The organism is Allopusillimonas ginsengisoli (assembly GCF_004153455.1).
GTDB classification, from domain to species: domain Bacteria; phylum Pseudomonadota; class Gammaproteobacteria; order Burkholderiales; family Burkholderiaceae_B; genus Allopusillimonas; species Allopusillimonas ginsengisoli.
The window spans coordinates 99,330-115,322 of the sequence record NZ_SDQE01000009.1; the positions used below are offsets into that span (position 1 = coordinate 99,330).

General features: G+C 59.4%; 13 protein-coding genes. 1 reads left to right on the top strand and 12 read right to left on the bottom strand.

The window, feature by feature from the left end; translation table 11 throughout:
- The first annotated feature begins 31 nt into the window (after nt 1–31).
- Nucleotides 32–2,905, top strand: coding sequence for a valine--tRNA ligase (locus ERE07_RS15410; protein WP_130009924.1), 2,874 nt, complete (start codon nt 32–34; stop codon nt 2,903–2,905).
- Nucleotides 2,906–3,054: 149 nt separating this feature from the next.
- On the opposite strand, the gene trmD is transcribed toward ERE07_RS15410, so the two are convergent.
- The 12 genes from trmD to ERE07_RS15470 all read right to left on the bottom strand — a co-directional run bounded on the left by trmD (nt 3,055) and on the right by ERE07_RS15470 (nt 15,956).
- Nucleotides 3,055–3,894, bottom strand: a complete 840-nt coding sequence (trmD, locus tag ERE07_RS15415) for a tRNA (guanosine(37)-N1)-methyltransferase TrmD (RefSeq protein WP_130009925.1) — start codon at nt 3,892–3,894, stop codon at nt 3,055–3,057.
- 102 nt (nt 3,895–3,996) lie between these two features.
- The gene (gene rimM / locus ERE07_RS15420; protein ID WP_130009926.1) at nt 3,997–4,617 is read right to left on the bottom strand and encodes a ribosome maturation factor RimM; all 621 of its coding nucleotides are present in this window, start codon (nt 4,615–4,617) and stop codon (nt 3,997–3,999) included.
- Nucleotides 4,618–4,685: 68 nt separating this feature from the next.
- Nucleotides 4,686–4,940 carry a 30S ribosomal protein S16 gene (gene rpsP, locus ERE07_RS15425; RefSeq protein ID WP_130009927.1) on the bottom strand — a complete coding sequence of 85 codons (255 nt, stop codon included), beginning with the start codon at nt 4,938–4,940 and terminating at the stop codon, nt 4,686–4,688.
- Nucleotides 4,941–5,084: 144 nt separating this feature from the next.
- Nucleotides 5,085–5,339, bottom strand: a complete 255-nt coding sequence (locus tag ERE07_RS15430) for a sulfurtransferase TusA family protein (RefSeq protein WP_130009928.1) — start codon at nt 5,337–5,339, stop codon at nt 5,085–5,087.
- An 11-nt stretch (nt 5,340–5,350) separates the two neighbouring features.
- On the bottom strand, nt 5,351–7,972 hold the full coding sequence (alaS, locus tag ERE07_RS15435) for an alanine--tRNA ligase (RefSeq protein WP_130009929.1): 2,622 nt from the start codon (nt 7,970–7,972) through the stop codon (nt 5,351–5,353).
- Between the two features lie 69 nt (nt 7,973–8,041).
- Nucleotides 8,042–9,049: a hypothetical protein gene (locus ERE07_RS15440; RefSeq protein ID WP_130009930.1), complete on the bottom strand. Its 1,008-nt coding sequence runs from the start codon at nt 9,047–9,049 to the stop codon at nt 8,042–8,044.
- A 14-nt stretch (nt 9,050–9,063) separates the two neighbouring features.
- On the bottom strand, nt 9,064–9,627 hold the full coding sequence (locus tag ERE07_RS15445; RefSeq protein ID WP_130009931.1) for a type 4 pilus major pilin: 564 nt from the start codon (nt 9,625–9,627) through the stop codon (nt 9,064–9,066).
- Between the two features lie 29 nt (nt 9,628–9,656).
- A complete protein-coding gene (locus ERE07_RS15450) occupies nt 9,657–10,772 on the bottom strand; it encodes a general secretion pathway protein (RefSeq protein WP_130009932.1) in 1,116 nt (371 codons plus the stop codon).
- Nucleotides 10,769–12,523 (bottom strand): GspE/PulE family protein, encoded by a 1,755-nt coding sequence (locus tag ERE07_RS15455; RefSeq protein ID WP_130009933.1) that lies wholly within the window; start codon nt 12,521–12,523, stop codon nt 10,769–10,771. The genes ERE07_RS15450 and ERE07_RS15455 overlap by 4 nt, the downstream gene beginning before the upstream one ends.
- A complete protein-coding gene (locus ERE07_RS15460; RefSeq protein ID WP_130009934.1) occupies nt 12,520–13,005 on the bottom strand; it encodes a hypothetical protein in 486 nt (161 codons plus the stop codon). Before ERE07_RS15460 ends, ERE07_RS15455 begins: the two co-directional genes overlap by 4 nt.
- Nucleotides 12,974–14,323 (bottom strand): hypothetical protein, encoded by a 1,350-nt coding sequence (locus ERE07_RS15465; RefSeq protein WP_130009935.1) that lies wholly within the window; start codon nt 14,321–14,323, stop codon nt 12,974–12,976. The genes ERE07_RS15460 and ERE07_RS15465 overlap by 32 nt, the downstream gene beginning before the upstream one ends.
- Nucleotides 14,324–14,330: 7 nt before the next feature.
- On the bottom strand, nt 14,331–15,956 hold the full coding sequence (locus ERE07_RS15470) for a hypothetical protein (RefSeq protein ID WP_245153743.1): 1,626 nt from the start codon (nt 15,954–15,956) through the stop codon (nt 14,331–14,333).
- Between the last annotated feature and the right edge of the window lie 37 nt (nt 15,957–15,993).

Genomic DNA, 15,993 nt, shown 5'->3' on the forward strand with positions numbered 1-15,993 from the left:
CCCGGCAACCGCTCGCTTCCATTCGTACACCATGACTTCCAATTCTGCTACAAGCCACCCCGACCAACTCTCCAAAAGCTTTGAACCACAAGATCTCGAATCGCGCTGGTACGCCGAATGGGAGGCGCGCGGCTATTTTCGTGGCGGAAAGCATGTCAACGCTTCGGCGCATGATGGCGGCCAGCCCTTCGTGATCCAGTTCCCACCCCCCAATGTCACGGGCACGCTGCATATGGGCCATGCCTTCAATCAGACGGTGATGGACGGGTTGGTGCGCTATCACCGCATGCGCGGAGACGACACCGTGTTTATCCCGGGCACGGACCATGCCGGGATCGCTACCCAGATCGTGGTGGAGCGCCAGCTCGACGCGCAGAACGTATCGCGCCATGATCTGGGCCGGGAAAAATTCATCGAAAAAGTCTGGGACTGGAAACAGCAGTCCGGCAGCGCCATTACCGAACAGTTCCGGCGGCTCGGCTCCTCCTGCGACTGGGAGCGCGAATACTTCACCATGGACAGCAACCTGTCGCGCGGCGTGGTCGAAACCTTTGTACGCCTGCATGAACAGGGCCTCATCTATCGGGGCAAGCGCCTGGTCAACTGGGATCCTGTGCTGGGCACTGCCGTCTCCGATCTCGAGGTTGTCAGCGAAGAAGAAGATGGCTTCATGTGGGAAATCCGTTACCCGCTGACCACGCCTAGCGGCGATCTCCAGCACCTGGTGGTGGCCACGACCCGCCCCGAAACCATGCTGGGCGACGTGGCCGTCATGGTGCACCCCCAAGACGAGCGCTATGCGCATCTGATCGGCCAGTCTGTCACCTTGCCACTGGTCGGGCGCGAAATTCCCGTCATTGCAGATGATTATGTCGACCGCGAATTCGGAACCGGCGTCGTCAAGGTCACACCCGCCCACGACTTCAATGACTACGCCGTGGGTCAGCGGCATGGCCTGGACATGATCAGCATCCTGACACTGGATGCAAAAGTATCTGACAACGCGCCGCAGGCCTATCGCGGCCTTGACCGTTTCGAAGCCCGCAAGCAGATCGTGGCCGATCTGGAAGCCCAGGGCGCGCTGCAAAGCGTCAAGCCTCACAAATTGATGGTGCCCCGTGGCGACCGCACCAGTACTGTCATTGAGCCGATGCTGACCGATCAGTGGTTTGTCGCCATGAGCAAGCCGGCACCCGCCGGCACCGAGCATCCCGGCAAAAGCATCACCGATGTTGCGCTCGAGGTGGTGGCAGATGGCCGCATCAAGTTCTACCCCGAAAATTGGACCACGACCTACAACCAGTGGCTGGAAAAAATTCAGGACTGGTGCATTTCGCGGCAACTATGGTGGGGTCACCAAATCCCTGCCTGGTACGCTGAAGACGGCCAGATATTCGTAGCCCGCAACGAGGCCGAAGCGCGAGAAAAAGCTGCGCAGGCGGGCGTTACCGGCCCACTGACCCGCGATCCGGATGTTCTGGATACCTGGTTCTCGTCTGCACTAGTGCCTTTTACCGACCTGGGCTGGCCCGAGCAAACGCCAGATCTGGCCCGATACCTGCCCTCCAGCGTGCTGGTGACTGGCTTTGACATCATTTTCTTCTGGGTTGCACGCATGGTCATGATGAGCATGCACATGACAGGCCAGGTGCCTTTCCATACTGTTTATGTGCATGGCCTGGTCTGCGACATGGACGGCAAGAAAATGAGCAAGTCCAAAGGCAATACCATCGATCCGGTCGACCTCATCGAAGGCATCAGCCTGGACGCGCTGCTCGAAAAACGGACCACCGGGCTGATGAACCCCAAGCAGGCGGCCAGCATACGCAAAAAGACCAGCAAGGATTACCCCGAGGGATTTCCGGCCTACGGCACTGACGCCCTGCGTTTCACCATGGCTGCCTATGCCACGCTGGGCCGCAACATCAACTTCGACCTGAAGCGCTGCGAAGGCTATCGCAACTTCTGCAACAAGCTCTGGAACGCGACCCGTTTTGTGCTGATGAACACCGAGGGCCATGCCCTGAGCTCGGACACCGCGGTTATTGACGGCCAGCCGGTTGCCGCCGAGCTGAGCGTTGCCGATCGCTGGATCTTCAGCCAATTGCAACGCCTGGAGTCAGACGTAGAAAAAGGCTTCGCAGACTATCGCTTCGACAACATCGCCAATGCCATCTACCATTTCGTGTGGGACGAGTACTGCGACTGGTATGTGGAACTGGCCAAGGTTCAGATCCAGCATGGCACGCCTGCCCAGCAACTTGGCACGCGACGCACGCTGATCCGCGTACTGGAATCGGTATTGCGCCTGGCTCACCCCATCATACCGTTCATCACTGAAGAACTTTGGCAAAAGGTGTCGCTGGTTGCGGGGGCGCGCCATGAATCCGACATCACCAGCATTTGCGTGCAGCCCTACCCTAAATCGAACAGCGACTACCTGGACGAGGATGCAGAAGCCCGCATCGCAGAGCTCAAGGCCCAGGTCGATGCCGTTCGCGCACTGCGCGGCGAGATGGGGCTGTCTCCCGCTCAGCGCGTTCCGCTTGTCGCTCAGGGCGACGCAATCACCCTGTCCAGCAACAGCATGTACCTGACTGCCCTGGCCAAACTGGAAGGCGTGGAAGTTGTTTCGCAACTGCCGGATGTCGGCGCGCCCGTCCAGATCGTGGGCACCACACAGTTGATGCTGCATGTAGAAATCGATGTCGAGGCCGAACGTGCACGCTTGGGCAAGGAAATCGAGCGGCTGGAGAAAGAAATCGCCAAGGCCCAGGGCAAGCTGGCCAATGCCAGCTTTGTTCAGCGTGCCCCGGCGGCCGTCGTCGAGCAGGAAAAAATCCGTATGGCCCAGTTTGGCGAAACACTGTCCAAGGTGCAGGCGCAAGTGGCCCGTCTGGGGTAATGGCAAGCGGCGCGGAAATCACATGGCGCCCGAGTTGTCCGGATACAGCCTCTGGTAGTGCCTGTTCAGCCATTGGCCTTGCTCGGCCACCGTTCAACCAACAGCCTCTCGGGGTGTCTTTCAGCCCTTCGCGCCGGACGCTACCACACTCATTGGTCAGCCTGTGGCGGCAGGTCGGCCAAAGACTGCAGGAATTGTTCGTCGGCCTTTGAAAGTTGCCCGGTCTCGCGGGCACTCTGAATCAAATCAGGCCGTCGCGCGGCCGTCAGCCTCAATGATTGCCGACGACGCCAGACAGCGATATTGGCGTGATGCCCCGACAATAATTCGGGCGGCACCGGCATGCCGTGATACACCTCGGGGCGCGTGTAATGCGGACTATCGAGCAAGCCGGTCAGCGCGGTATTGAACGAATCCTGGGCCGCCGAGCCAGCGTCGTTGAGCGCACCCGGCAGTAATCGTACAGCCGCATCCATCATGGCCAATGCAGCGACCTCCCCGCCAGAGAGGACAAAATCGCCCAGCGATACCTCATGCGTTACACACCGGTCAACAAAGCGCTGGTCGATGCCTTCGTAACGGCCGCAAATGAGTATGGCGCCCTGGCCTTCGGCCAGGCCTTGCGCCATGCGCTGATCAAATCGCTTGCCAGTGGGGCTCATCAGCATGACAGGCGTGCCGTCTTGCTGCCGCCTGTTCGCCAAGGCAAGATCTGGTTCAGAAGCATCCCCCATTACAGCCAGGCCATTGCTGGCCCTATCCTGAAGCACAGCCGTGACGGCCTGCTCCAGCGGGTCTGCCAGCATAACCATGCCGGGCCCACCACCATAAGGGCGATCATCCACCGTGCGATGCGCATCGTGCGTGAAGTCGCGCGGATTCCAGGTTTTTAATGACCACAGGGCTTGTTTGTGAGCGCGACCTGAGATGCCGAGATCTCGGAGTATGGAAAACATATCCGGGAAAAGCGTAATGACATCGAAACGCATGGGACATCCTGGCTTAAATGGCACCCGGGCGGGCAGCCCTTGTTAAACGAGCTCATCAGGCCGGTTCCAACCATGCCAACGCCAAGGGAATTGCCCGCGAGGTTAGAGATCCACTGGCCAATTGCTGTAAAGGCGCTTATTGGAAAGATCGACAGTATGCACATGTGCAGCAACAAAAGGCACCAGTTCTTCGAGCGGCCTGCCCTTGGCGCTGAGCAGCGGCTGCAGAACCCCACTGTCATCAGCCTTGTGCCGCACCACACGCAAAATACCGTGCGCGCCATTGTCAACGACGTCTTGCACAATACCGATCAATGCGGGCTGGCCCTCGTGTTCGCCGAACACGCTGCAGCCAATCAAGTCTATCCAATAGTATTCATCTTCGTCGGACGACGGAAAATCGGCGCGGGACACCCAGACCGTGTAGGCTTTGAAAGCCTCGGCGACATCCCGGTCGGTATTGGCGTCGAGCTGCGCAACCACCGTCGCGCCCTGGGGGCGGCTGGCTGTGACCCGCATGGGTCGGGCAAGCGGCAAAGCGCCCGTACTCCCGGGGGGGACGGGCGCTCTGAGCCACCAGATATCACCAGAGAGCAAGGCCTCGCCACCAGGCGAATGCGGTTGAACCTTGACCCAACCACGCACCCCATAGGCGGACACAATCCGCCCCAGCTCTACCAGATCTGCTGGCGCCTTGTCGGACACTGAGGCTGCGCTTGCCATGGGAACCGTAACGGCACGGATTGGCTCACGCTGGGCGCACGAGCCTATCAGTGCCGCAACCTTGCCGTTCAGGCAGCGGCGTTGGCCGAGAATTGCTTGACCAGACGGGCAACGGCCGGCGACAGCTGGGCGCCGTTTTCGGTCCAGTATTGAACACGATCAAGCGCAAGGCGCAGGTTTTCGGTGCCTTCGGTAGCGACAGGGTTGTAAAAGCCCACGCGCTCGATAAAGCGGCCATCGCGGCGGTTACGCGAATCGGCTGCCACAACGTTGTAAAACGGACGCTTCTTCGAGCCGCCACGGGCCAGACGAATCACAACCATGGTAATCCTTTGAAAATACGGTGAAAAACAAGAGATTCTAGCATTGTTTTGCGAGGCATCGCAAACCCTTTACCCATATGTGACCAGCCAACAGGCAAAAAGCAACATACTCGCAACACACCCACGAATCAATACGATAAAAACCTAACGGCGTCGAAGAAAATGAAGAGCACTGTCGCCTTGATCCAACTGCGCCTCCAGGACGTTGCCGGTTTGGCGGGAAAACGCTTCAAAATCACGAACGGCATGTGGATCCGTGGTGATGACCTTGAGGATCTGGCCGCTGTGCAATTGGGCCAGCGCTTTTTTTGCCCTCAAGATAGGCAGCGGACACTTCAATCCTGAAGCATCTACTTCCAGATCAAAATCGGGCATTGCATCAGAGGAAGAGATTGTCATGACACTCGCTCTCAGGCCAGACGCTCGCGCACCCAGGGCTCGACGCTGGCAGTGGCCCCAGGCAACGCCGCAGCGTCGGTGCCGCCACCCATGGCCATCTCTGGCCGGCCGCCGCCCTTGCCACCCACCTGCGCCGCTACCATGCCAACCAGATCGCCCGCCTTGACTTTACCGGCGAGATCGCCAGTGACCCCTGCGACCAGGCTGATCTTGTCATCGGCCACTGTTGCCAGCAGCACTACGGCAGATTTGAGCTTGTCCTTGAGCTGATCCACCATGCCCCGCAATGCTTTTGGATCCGCGCCGTTGACGTTGGCCACCAACAGCCGTGCATCGCCTGGCAGGACAATCGCCTTTGCGGCAAGATCACTACCCGCCGAGGCGGCAAGCTTCGATTTGGCTTGTTCGAGTTCCCGCTCAAGCGTCTTAACCTGGTTTTGCATGAAGACGATGCGATCAGGCAGCTCGGCTGGCTGCGTGCGCAGCAGGCCTGCTACGCGCAGAAGCGTGTCGTTGGTTTGCTGAACCCATTTGACGGCGTTTTCACCCGTAATGGCCTCTATGCGCCGAACGCCCGCTGCCACCCCCCCTTCGGAAATAATCTTAAACAGGCCGATATCGCCTGTTCGAGCCACGTGCGTGCCACCGCAGAGTTCGCGCGAGAAACCGATATCCAGCACACGCACGGTATCGCCATATTTTTCGCCAAACAGTGCCATGGCGCCGCCCTGAACGGCTTCGTCGTAGGGCATGACGCGTGCCGCCGTAGCACGGTTGGCCAGCACTTCATCGTTGACGATACGCTCGACCTCTGCAATTTGCTCTGCGCTCATGGGCGCATCATGCGCGAAGTCGAAACGTGTTTTATCCGCATCAACCAGTGAGCCTCGCTGCTGCACATGCCCGCCCAGCACTTCGCGCAAGGCCTTGTGCATCAGATGCGTGGCGGAGTGATTACGCACGATGCGCGCACGCTGCGCCGCATCCACACGCGCATCGACGGTATCTCCCACCGACAGCGACCCTTCCAGCAAGCCGCCATGGTGACCGAATACGCCATTCTGTATTTTTTGCGTGTCATCGACCCGAAAACGCACGCCGCCGGATTCAAGTACGCCTGTATCACCCACCTGGCCGCCCGATTCAGCGTAGAACGGCGTGGCGTCAAGCACAACAATGGCGTTCTGACCCGCCTGGATTGTTCCAACGGATGTGCCCTCTACATACAGGGCGGTGACTTTGCCCAGCCCCTGCAAATGTTCATAACCATCGAAACGTGTTTCGGCGCCGGTATATACGAGGTTGCCCGCTGCCTTGAACTTGCCCGCCGCGCGCGCCTGCTGGCGTTGATGGTCCATGGCGGTTTCAAATCCGTCGTGATCGACCTGAACATTACGCTCCCGGCAGATGTCCGCAGTGAGATCCACAGGAAAACCATAAGTGTCGTACAGCGTGAACAGGGTTTGACCATCCAGCACGCCATTCTCGGGAACCGTCGCCAGGGCGGCATCGAGTATCTTGATGCCGTGCTCAAGCGTTTCACTGAAACGTTCTTCTTCTTGACGCAATACCTGTTCGACCCGCGCCTGCTGCCCATTCAATTCGGGGTAGGCGTCCCCCATCTGCAAGACCAGATCGGCCACAAGCCGATGAAAAAACAGCCCCGACTGGCCCAACTTGTGGCCATGGCGCAACGCGCGACGGATAATGCGGCGAAGCACATAGCCACGACCCTCGTTGCTCGGAATAACCCCATCTACGATCAGAAAGCTGCAGGCGCGAATATGGTCGGCGATGACCTTGAGGGAATTATTGCTCAGGTCGGTGGTGGCCGTTTCGCGCGCGGCCGCCTTGATCAGCGCCTGAAACAGATCAATTTCGTAGTTGGAGTGCACATGCTGCAGAACAGCGGCAATCCGCTCCAGCCCCATGCCCGTATCCACGCACGGGCGGGGCAAAGGCGTCATGTTGCCTTGCGCGTCGCGCTCGAACTGCATGAACACAAGGTTCCAGATCTCGATAAAGCGGTCGCCGTCTTCTTCCGGAGATCCGGGGGGACCGCCCCAGATTTCGGGGCCATGGTCGTAAAAGACTTCGGAACAGGGACCACAAGGCCCTGTATCAGCCATCTGCCAGAAGTTGTCCGAGGCATAACGAGCCCCCTTGTTGTCGCCGATACGGATGATACGCTCACGCGGCACACCGATTTCGTTGGCCCAGATGTCGTAAGCCTCATCGTCTTCTTGATAAACAGTGACAGTGAGCTTGTCTGCCGGCAGCTTATAGACGGTGGTAAGCAGCTCCCACGCGTAATGGATCGCATCGCGCTTGAAATAATCGCCAAAGCTGAAATTACCCAGCATTTCGAAAAAAGTGTGGTGGCGGGCCGTATAGCCGACATTTTCAAGGTCGTTATGCTTGCCGCCTGCGCGCACACAGCGCTGCGAGCTGGTCGCGCGTTCATAAGACCGGGTTTCCTTGCCCGTGAATACGTCCTTGAACTGCACCATTCCTGCGTTGGTAAACAGCAAGGTGGGATCGTTGCCTGGCACCAGCGACGAAGATGGTACCTGCTGATGCCCCTTCGATTCGAAGAAAGACAGAAACTTCTGACGTATTTCGGAGGTTTTCATTGGAGAAAAACGAACATTTAAAGGTAACCGTTAATTATAGAGGGTGTTTACGCAGTCGCAACAAACACCTCAATTCAGGCACAGATAGCGTCGGGTGATGCCCAGGGAGAACAGTTGTGGCCCAGACTCCGCGACCTGAAAGGCATGTGACCAGGGCGGGCACGCACATCTGCCCGTATATTTGTTGGCTGTCGTGCCGGGCCCCGTGCAATTCGTAATGCTGTTGTGCACATAGCCACCCGCCACGCCTTGCACCGCAGGCTGCCATACCCCATCGACGCAGCCAAGCAATCCCGCATGAGTTTGAAACGCAAGTGCCCCTTCCTTGTCGCATCGAACGCCCGCCACACTGCGCGCATGCAGACGGATATGCCCTTCAACCTGTATATCCGACCTCGCAAGCACATTATCCTGGACCGTCAATGGGCCCTGAAAGTCCGGATCACGGGTATCCCGCACGCGAAGGAAATCGCCTGCCGCGTCGTGCCTCACACTCAATGCGACCGTACCTGGCAATAAGGCCGGCCCATGCCACGAAGGATTGCGCAGCGTAAATGCTGATCCCCGCAGCAGATTGGAATGCCTGGAGCTGACCCACCCGCCCAGGCCTTCAGCCGCCATCAGCCATTGCGCGACGCTCTGCTCATCCACACGTCCCGAACGCGCATCGACCAAGGGACGTTCGCTGTGAACAATCGCCTCTAGCCTGCAATCGGCTCCAGGGCACACGCCATCGCGCAGGACACGCACGACAGCAGCCCCCTGCCCTGTCTGCAATGGGAAAGACGCTGGCAAAAAGCCATAGGCCTTGAGCTCCGCCAGCGTGGGGGTTGACCAGTCTGCGAAACCCGCCGGGACAAGCGCTGTTGTCATCTCGGCGTGGCGAATGGCTTCGCCATAGCGCTTCAGGTATTGCCTGGCGCCATCGCGTACCATCAGCATCCACTTTGCGTTGGCCTGTAGACCTGTATCCCTGACGGCAGTGGCCAGCGCGTGGGCACCCCACACGGCCAACAAGGTGGCAATCAGCGCCGCGACGGTGAGCTCCAACAGAACGAACCCCTTCTGGGCAGGCATGATTCGAAACGCCATCATCCAATGCCGAATATAAAAGTGTTGCTATTGCCCCGGCCGCAATGCGCCCGGGCTGCCATTGCGTTGAAAGGGACCTGCTCTGCCTTGACCACCTTTGCTGCCCTTCCTTCCGCCTCAATGGATATGGTGTCAGCCACCCTTTGCATCACCGAGGCAATCGAAGGGCATGCAGCATCATTGACACGTGTGAGCGTAATGGCAAATGCGCCACCGCCAACGCGTTCCGCTACCCGGACTTCGCCCTTATCGCCCAAGCCGTGCAATATGCGCATCCCTGCGCCGGTACCGAGTACTGAAAACACGCTGGAATCACGGACCGAGTGGGCGAACAGTGCTGTGTCAATGCCTCGATAAGGCGCGGGATCAACACCCATGGCGTTAACCTTGGCTTGAACGATAAAGCGTGCCAGCCCCTCCCCTACTTTGGGGACTTTGCTTTCGATCACGTAATGACCGATAGCGGGAATTCCAGTAATGGCGAGCAGCAGGATGACGGCCATTGCCACGGAAATCTCCAGTAACGAAAAACCACGTTGAAACGCTTTGCCAATAGACTGCATGCAGACTCCCAATAAGTAATGTTCCAGCGCTATTGGCTGGCATAAAAAAGCATGAGCGCGTGCCGCATCTCATCGATGACGGCGTAGTGCCAAAGCCCCAACCCCAGGATGCAGATCAGGACCCCAAGCAACAAGAGCCAACGCAACGCCTGCGCCTGGCGTTCAGCCACATCCAGCGCCTGCCGCCTGAGCCGGTCGGTGCCCAGCGACAGCCCGGCATGCAAACCGCGAGCGCAGATCATGTCCGCCAGGAACCAATATTGGTCACGATCGAGCATCCCTGTATCGAAACTGCTCGCCCCTGTCTGGCCGGCATCGACTCGCGCACGGATGGCAGCAAGGCGAGAGGCGATCCACGGCGACGCACCGAAAGACAAGGAGCTGAGCGCCGAACGCAGACGAGTTGGGGCCACATCATCATCGCCAAGCAAGATGGCGAGCAGCGCCAGCAAGCGCAAGCCGTGCACATGCCGGTACAGACGCCAACAGCCGTGGCGATCAAGCCAGTTGCGAAGTCTTCCCGTCAGGCTGGGAAGAGACCACAGGCACCATGCCCATCCGGACATGGCCAGCGTCATCACGATCATCCAGTTGTTGTGCACCTGCCGGGCCAAAGCCAGCAGCCCCAGCGTCAACCTGCCATAGTCCTCCGGCGGCAAGACAGCAAAAGCCTGTACCAGTCGGGGCGCTGTCCACCACGGTACGGCCAGCAACGTGCACCACAGCAAAGCCATGGCCACAGCGGCTGACCAGAGCGCAGTGGAGAAAATACGACGCATCCGCCCCGTAAGCCTGCTCGCCTGCGATAGTGCTGCGAGCACCCGAACCAGCGCATTATTCCCCGCGGCCTGGGCGCTGCGTATCACCACGAGCTCATCGTCGGGAAAGCAGTGGCGCCAAGTCACGTACAGATCACCGCCACTAGCCTGGTAGACCTGCAGCCAATGCGCGGACAACCGTCCTCTGCATGTTTTCTGGCTATAGCGAGCGGCATCCTGGGCGAAGATTTCTCTCAGCGTTCGACTGCCTTTCATCCCCGACAGCAAGGCGCTGAGATAATCGCAGTAATCTCCGCGCATACGGCGAAATCGACGGCAGTCAAGAATATGCTGAACACGACGGGCGTACGCAAGATAATTCATCATGAGTACCCCTCGTCGCATGGCCGGACCGCGGGTGGGGCCGCAACCCGCGGCATTGGCTGGCGCGGCTGCTGAACAATGCTACGTTGGTTCATCGCATCAACGAGGCCACGTGTTTCAAACGCATGAAAGCGTAACTCGATGTCGCGTGGATCGACCAAGCCCAGGAAGGCCTTGGCAACGGCACAATCCATGGCTGTCTGAACTGCGTGCGGGGATAGCGCCGGCTCGATGATCTCGGCGACGAGTACCCGCCCTGCATAGCCGTAGAGATCGGGAATTCCGCTCTGGCGGCATTCAGGACAACCTTCCGTGTTCCGGATGCGCAAGGCATCAAGCCCGCCCCCATACAGGCGCTGAACGAGAGTCAGCCATGTACGCCACTGCGCAGCGCTGCGCCACGCGCCTCCGGGATGACGGCCACCCTTGTCCTGCAGGATGCTGGCAGGTTGAGCGCAGTGCCCGCACAGGGCAGGCAGCAAGGCTTGGTAAACCAGTAGCTTGAGCACCCCGTGCATGGCAAGAAAATCAGAAGGTACGCCGATGAAATCAGACGCAAGGCGTGCGGGAATCAATGCCGCAGAAGGAGCATGAACAGTGGTGTAAACATTGACACCGGATGCGGCCAGATCAACGAAGGCCCGCCCAGTTTCCCGGTCTCTTATTTCGCCCAGCAACACGTCGCTCATGGCGGATCTTTTCAGGGCCCTGAGTTTGCTGCCATAAGCAGTGTGGGCCGTTTCATCCAGATTGCGCAGGATGGAGCTTTGTATGGCGCCAGGAATTGAATATTCAACGGGATCTTCCAGCGTAAGTACCTTGCGGTGCGGCGCCAGTGTACATATCAGGGCGGCAAGCGAGGTTGACTTGCCTGAACCCACAGTGCCGGCGAATATGACAGCACCACCCTGCGATAGCAGCACCCGCTGAATTTGATCCAATTGATCGGGCAGGTAACCCAACCCGGCAAGCCCGGCCCGCAGCCGCGTGGTATCTCGTGGCAACACCCTCAGGCAGACACTGGGACCGGCATCTGCTGCCACGGATGCCCAGCGCAATACATGGCGTTTGCCGTCCAGGCTGACTTCAAGATTGCCTTGCTGTTCGCGGAACGGGTCGAATACAGCGCCGTTGCCGCCACGAACGTCCATCCATGCGACAGCCAGCATATCCATGAGGGTACGGGTGGGCATATGGAGGAATCTGTGTGGCGCCACATAGCGTCCCGATACCGTGTATTTAATTTCGGATTCGTCTTCTGTCAGGCGCACATTGAGATGGATGTCGCTTGCGTGATGTCGCACAGCCCAGGCGACCAAATCATGAAAGGCCGCAACCAGCGCGGTTCTCGTTTGCTCCGGACGTTGCGTCAACGCGGAACCGGCAACGATCTGCTGGTGCTCGTGGCGGCTGATCGCCAACAGCAGTGGGGCTGGTACCACATAGCGGGCCGGCGTAGCCGCTGCATACCCCGCCTGCACAATGCGCTGAGCGAGTTCGTCGGCCTGGTCGCTGCCCACATGTTCTGCCAGGGCAAAGATGGCGACGCAGGTATCTTCCATCAGTACCGGCACCATGCGTCCGGTAAGCGCGACAACATTCAGTTCACTCGCCAGGGAGCGCACAACCGCGTTCGGCAGGAGCGCAAGCTCTTGCGTGCTGCTTACCACCCGGGCCTGCGCGGTATCGAAACGTGCCGCGGAACGCGATTGCCTGGTACGCCCCGGGCCGCGTGCGAGTATCCTGAAGATCATCGAGGCTCCCGAAAATCCGGATGCAGGCACAAAGTGTGCGGTGTTTCGGCGTTCATCAACCGAACGCACGACTTGCTGATGCCTTCCAGAACATAGGCCACCTCTGGATTGCGGCGACCCATGGCCTGGGGCTGGCCTTGCATGTACAGGTAGTGGTTGCCGTCTATGTCAACCTGTGCCACCAGACGATGACCTGTTCCGTAGATCGCCACCAACCTTGGGCCTGACGTCTGCGTGGATACGACGCGGGCCACCTCGCTGTGGCTCGCACCCTGTATTGTGGCGAATCCTGTGGTGGAGGCGGCGCCAGCCTGAATTGCTTCCCGCCGCATGAGTTCGCGCACCGACAATTGATCTTCAATGATTTGCTCATGCAAGGCCTCGGTCGCTGCGGCAAGCACTGACACGGGTATCAGGCAAAGCAGAAAAGCCATGCACCGCTGCACCCACTTAGCGGCTTTCAATCGCGTGTTTTGATTCATAAAGCTCTCCTTCGAGCGTGAGAAGAAAACGGCTCCGTTTCGTATCGGGCGCATCTATTGCCTGCACACGAAGCATGGCGGTGGACCACCCCATGAAGGCCGCGTGATCCACCAGCAGGCTGGCGGATCGCAATGGCCCTTCTATCCTTATCGCGCGTTGCCGAAACTGCGATGCAAGGTCACCCGCGGCTTGTGCCGGAGAGGAATGCGTGGACACCGAGGCCACCGGCATCGGTTGCCCGACCTGTAAGTGCGTGAATAGGGCCTGCAGTCCTTGCAGAGCGCTCAGCAGATGGCGATCGTTATGCACCGGCGACATCGGCCTGGCGTGCTGCAGCAGTATGCCGGGCGCATCGGTTTGCCAATCGGCCGTGGCTTCGTCCAGAGACACAAACGAGATGCGCCATGCTGACGGCGCATGTTGCAACAAGGCTTCGTTAGTTGCCTCGGCGCGTTCTCGCCGATACCGCGCGACACAATGCCAGCTCAACGCATGTGCCTGGCACTGAGACCATGTCAGGGCCCATCCACCGGGATTGGTCGGCAATGCGTGGAAGATGCCCAGCAGGGACTGTAGGCCGGTGATGCCGTGCACCACTGGGGATGCCGTGGGCAGCATGGCGTCTGAGGAAGGTGTCAGCCATGATGTGGCCGGTTCTTTGTGGCTGAGCGGATCCATCTGATAACTGCCCGCATTGAGTCTGGCGGCGCAGAACACCAGGATAAACATGAGCCCAAGGCCAAGTTGTGTGCTGATACTCATCTGGCGCCAGTTGGACAAATAGAGCAACTGACTGTGCGCCCCCGTGTGCTGCGTGAGCGCATCCAGGCCAGGGACGGCCGGTACGGCGCCCTCCCCCGGTGTGACCAGATGCGGATATGCCAGCTTGAGTTCGGCCATTGCAGCCAGGGCAGCTGCGGCATCGACGTACAACCTGTCTGTGCGAGCGACCACGACACCTTCGTGCACGGCGATCAGCCATAACAAGCCAGGCGAAACCTCGATGAGTGCGGCAACTGTCCCTGTCGGAAATTGGCGGGCGAACAGCATGGCCGCCGAATGCAAGATGCTGTCTGATGGTGCAGGCGCGGGCTTGGCATTGCGGGACACGCGCGTATGGTTTCTGCCCCGATGTTGCGGCAGCGTGACCACGCCGACCGCGCCGGCGGCATGCCCGATTGCAATCATATGAGTAGCCCGATGGCGGCGCGCCAGACGCCTGGCTGCGCGCGCCCCGCCCTCATCCAGCAGTGCAAACCATTCCAGGCCTAAGACAAGGCTGACTTTGCCTACCTGTAGAACAAGCGCTTCTGTCATACTGACCTCAGAACCCTTCTTCGACCTGAGCCGTCACGATGATGACTGTAGTCAGCTGTTGACTGGACACCTTGTCGCTTCCGCCCAGGGCAAGCGGCATGCCGGGATTCAGCCGACGATTAGTGGTTTCGTGGCGCATATGATCGAAGCCTGAAATCAGGACCGGCTGCCCAGGCTGCAGCGCAAGCTGCTGCACGATGCCATTGCCGTCTATCGTTATTTGCTGTAGCTGCAAGGGGTTGCCTTTATCGCCGAAGGTAACCGAGCGCAACGGCTGGGCAACGGTATTGTCATACGCAACCGAGAGCAGTATTAAGCCGTTTTCCTGCGCATCAGGGATGAGCGTGAGCAGGGACCCGACGGTTTGCTCTCGCTGCCCCACCGACACACTGGGCATCGCCATGGGAGTAGCCGGTGGGAGCGACACGGTTTCGACTTTATCGATGTAGGAGAACGTGGTGCGCACTGCGTGCGTAACTGGCCGGCGGTTGAGCGTGAGAACAGGAACCCTGCTGTGCCGCACAACCTGCCCGATCTCGCCCAATGCCTTGATAATGGCTTCTGAGCCAGAGAATCGGCCAAACGTCGCGCTTGCGCCAAGACTTGAAGCGCCAGCTGCCAGGCCTGAGGAAGAACCTGCCATCACGGCACTTCTGGCGCTGTTGAAGATGAGTTCCCAGTTAAGACCGGCTTCGGCATTATCGTGCGCCTGGACGACAAGCTCTTCGAACACGAGGCGTACGCGGCGCGTCAGTGCACGGTTTTCTTGCTCCAGATACACGGCAATCCGGTTCAGGACTTCGGGCGTATCGGTGACAACAATGCTGGCACTGGTATCCGGCGCGATGGACATCACGCCTGCCCTGGATAGAAACGCCTCGATCCGCGCACGCAGCGAAGCCATGACATTGCTTTCGCCGCTGTCCAGTTGTGTGCGAGACGTGCCAACAAACCCCTCGACCTGATCGCCGCCCTGCTGTCCGAGCGAAGCCTGAACATTGGCGTTGAGCGTGAGTGCGCGAACGTTGAACACACGCGTTTCCGTCCGGTAAAACTCGATGCGGCCATGCTCATAGCGCCACAACACGCCAAGACGAGCGCATAGCCTGTCCAGCAACCTGGGCAAGGGCTCCGGGTCGCCATCAAGATCGGCATGCCGAGGAGCCGCCACGACACCTTCCGCATCGCCGGTAGCAGACAGCCTGGGCAGAAAGGCTTCGAGTGGCAGCAAGGCATCTGGCCTGACGTGGACGGGAATAGCAGTGATGGCGGTAATACGGCGCGCAATGGCAGGCAGATCCAGGGGCCCATCCCCGAACAGCAAGGTAGTGTGAACGTCAGCCCGCAACACTGCCGGCAGGGTCACGTCGCGTGAGAGCGCCTGTGCGCGTCCGACCAGCCATGGACGGGCAACTTCCTGTGCCGCCCGCCGGGCGGCTGGATCAGCCGCCGCGTCTTCGAAAGCCTTGTGTCCGGCCTGGACGCTGGACTGCGAGGCACGAAACAGCGAGGATGCAAGCCTTGAGCGATCAGCCAACGCGCAAGCGCCAAGGTTGCCAGACAGTAGGACGACGATGAACATCCTGAGAATGGGCGAACCACTGCGCCAGGTTCCGGAAGCAGAAAGTGTCATAGAAGGGACTGCGCCATGCATGAGGGTGAACAGATAG

What these genes read in the sequence shown, in the direction of transcription:
- ERE07_RS15430 (WP_130009928.1), bottom strand. Translation starts at nt 5,339, where the DNA reads ATGACAATCTCTTCCTCTGATGCAATGCCCGATTTTGATCTGGAAGTA.
- ERE07_RS15455 (WP_130009933.1), bottom strand. Translation starts at nt 12,523, where the DNA reads ATGATCTTCAGGATACTCGCACGCGGCCCGGGGCGTACCAGGCAATCG.
- ERE07_RS15470 (WP_245153743.1), bottom strand. Translation starts at nt 15,956, where the DNA reads ATGACACTTTCTGCTTCCGGAACCTGGCGCAGTGGTTCGCCCATTCTC.
- ERE07_RS15460 (WP_130009934.1), bottom strand. Translation starts at nt 13,005, where the DNA reads ATGAATCAAAACACGCGATTGAAAGCCGCTAAGTGGGTGCAGCGGTGC.
- rimM (WP_130009926.1), bottom strand. Translation starts at nt 4,617, where the DNA reads ATGGCAAGCGCAGCCTCAGTGTCCGACAAGGCGCCAGCAGATCTGGTA.
- trmD (WP_130009925.1), bottom strand. Translation starts at nt 3,894, where the DNA reads ATGCGTTTCGATGTCATTACGCTTTTCCCGGATATGTTTTCCATACTC.
- ERE07_RS15410 (WP_130009924.1), top strand. Translation starts at nt 32, where the DNA reads ATGACTTCCAATTCTGCTACAAGCCACCCCGACCAACTCTCCAAAAGC.
- ERE07_RS15450 (WP_130009932.1), bottom strand. Translation starts at nt 10,772, where the DNA reads ATGATGAATTATCTTGCGTACGCCCGTCGTGTTCAGCATATTCTTGAC.
- alaS (WP_130009929.1), bottom strand. Translation starts at nt 7,972, where the DNA reads ATGAAAACCTCCGAAATACGTCAGAAGTTTCTGTCTTTCTTCGAATCG.
- ERE07_RS15440 (WP_130009930.1), bottom strand. Translation starts at nt 9,049, where the DNA reads ATGCCTGCCCAGAAGGGGTTCGTTCTGTTGGAGCTCACCGTCGCGGCG.
- ERE07_RS15445 (WP_130009931.1), bottom strand. Translation starts at nt 9,627, where the DNA reads ATGCAGTCTATTGGCAAAGCGTTTCAACGTGGTTTTTCGTTACTGGAG.
- ERE07_RS15465 (WP_130009935.1), bottom strand. Translation starts at nt 14,323, where the DNA reads ATGACAGAAGCGCTTGTTCTACAGGTAGGCAAAGTCAGCCTTGTCTTA.
- rpsP (WP_130009927.1), bottom strand. Translation starts at nt 4,940, where the DNA reads ATGGTTGTGATTCGTCTGGCCCGTGGCGGCTCGAAGAAGCGTCCGTTT.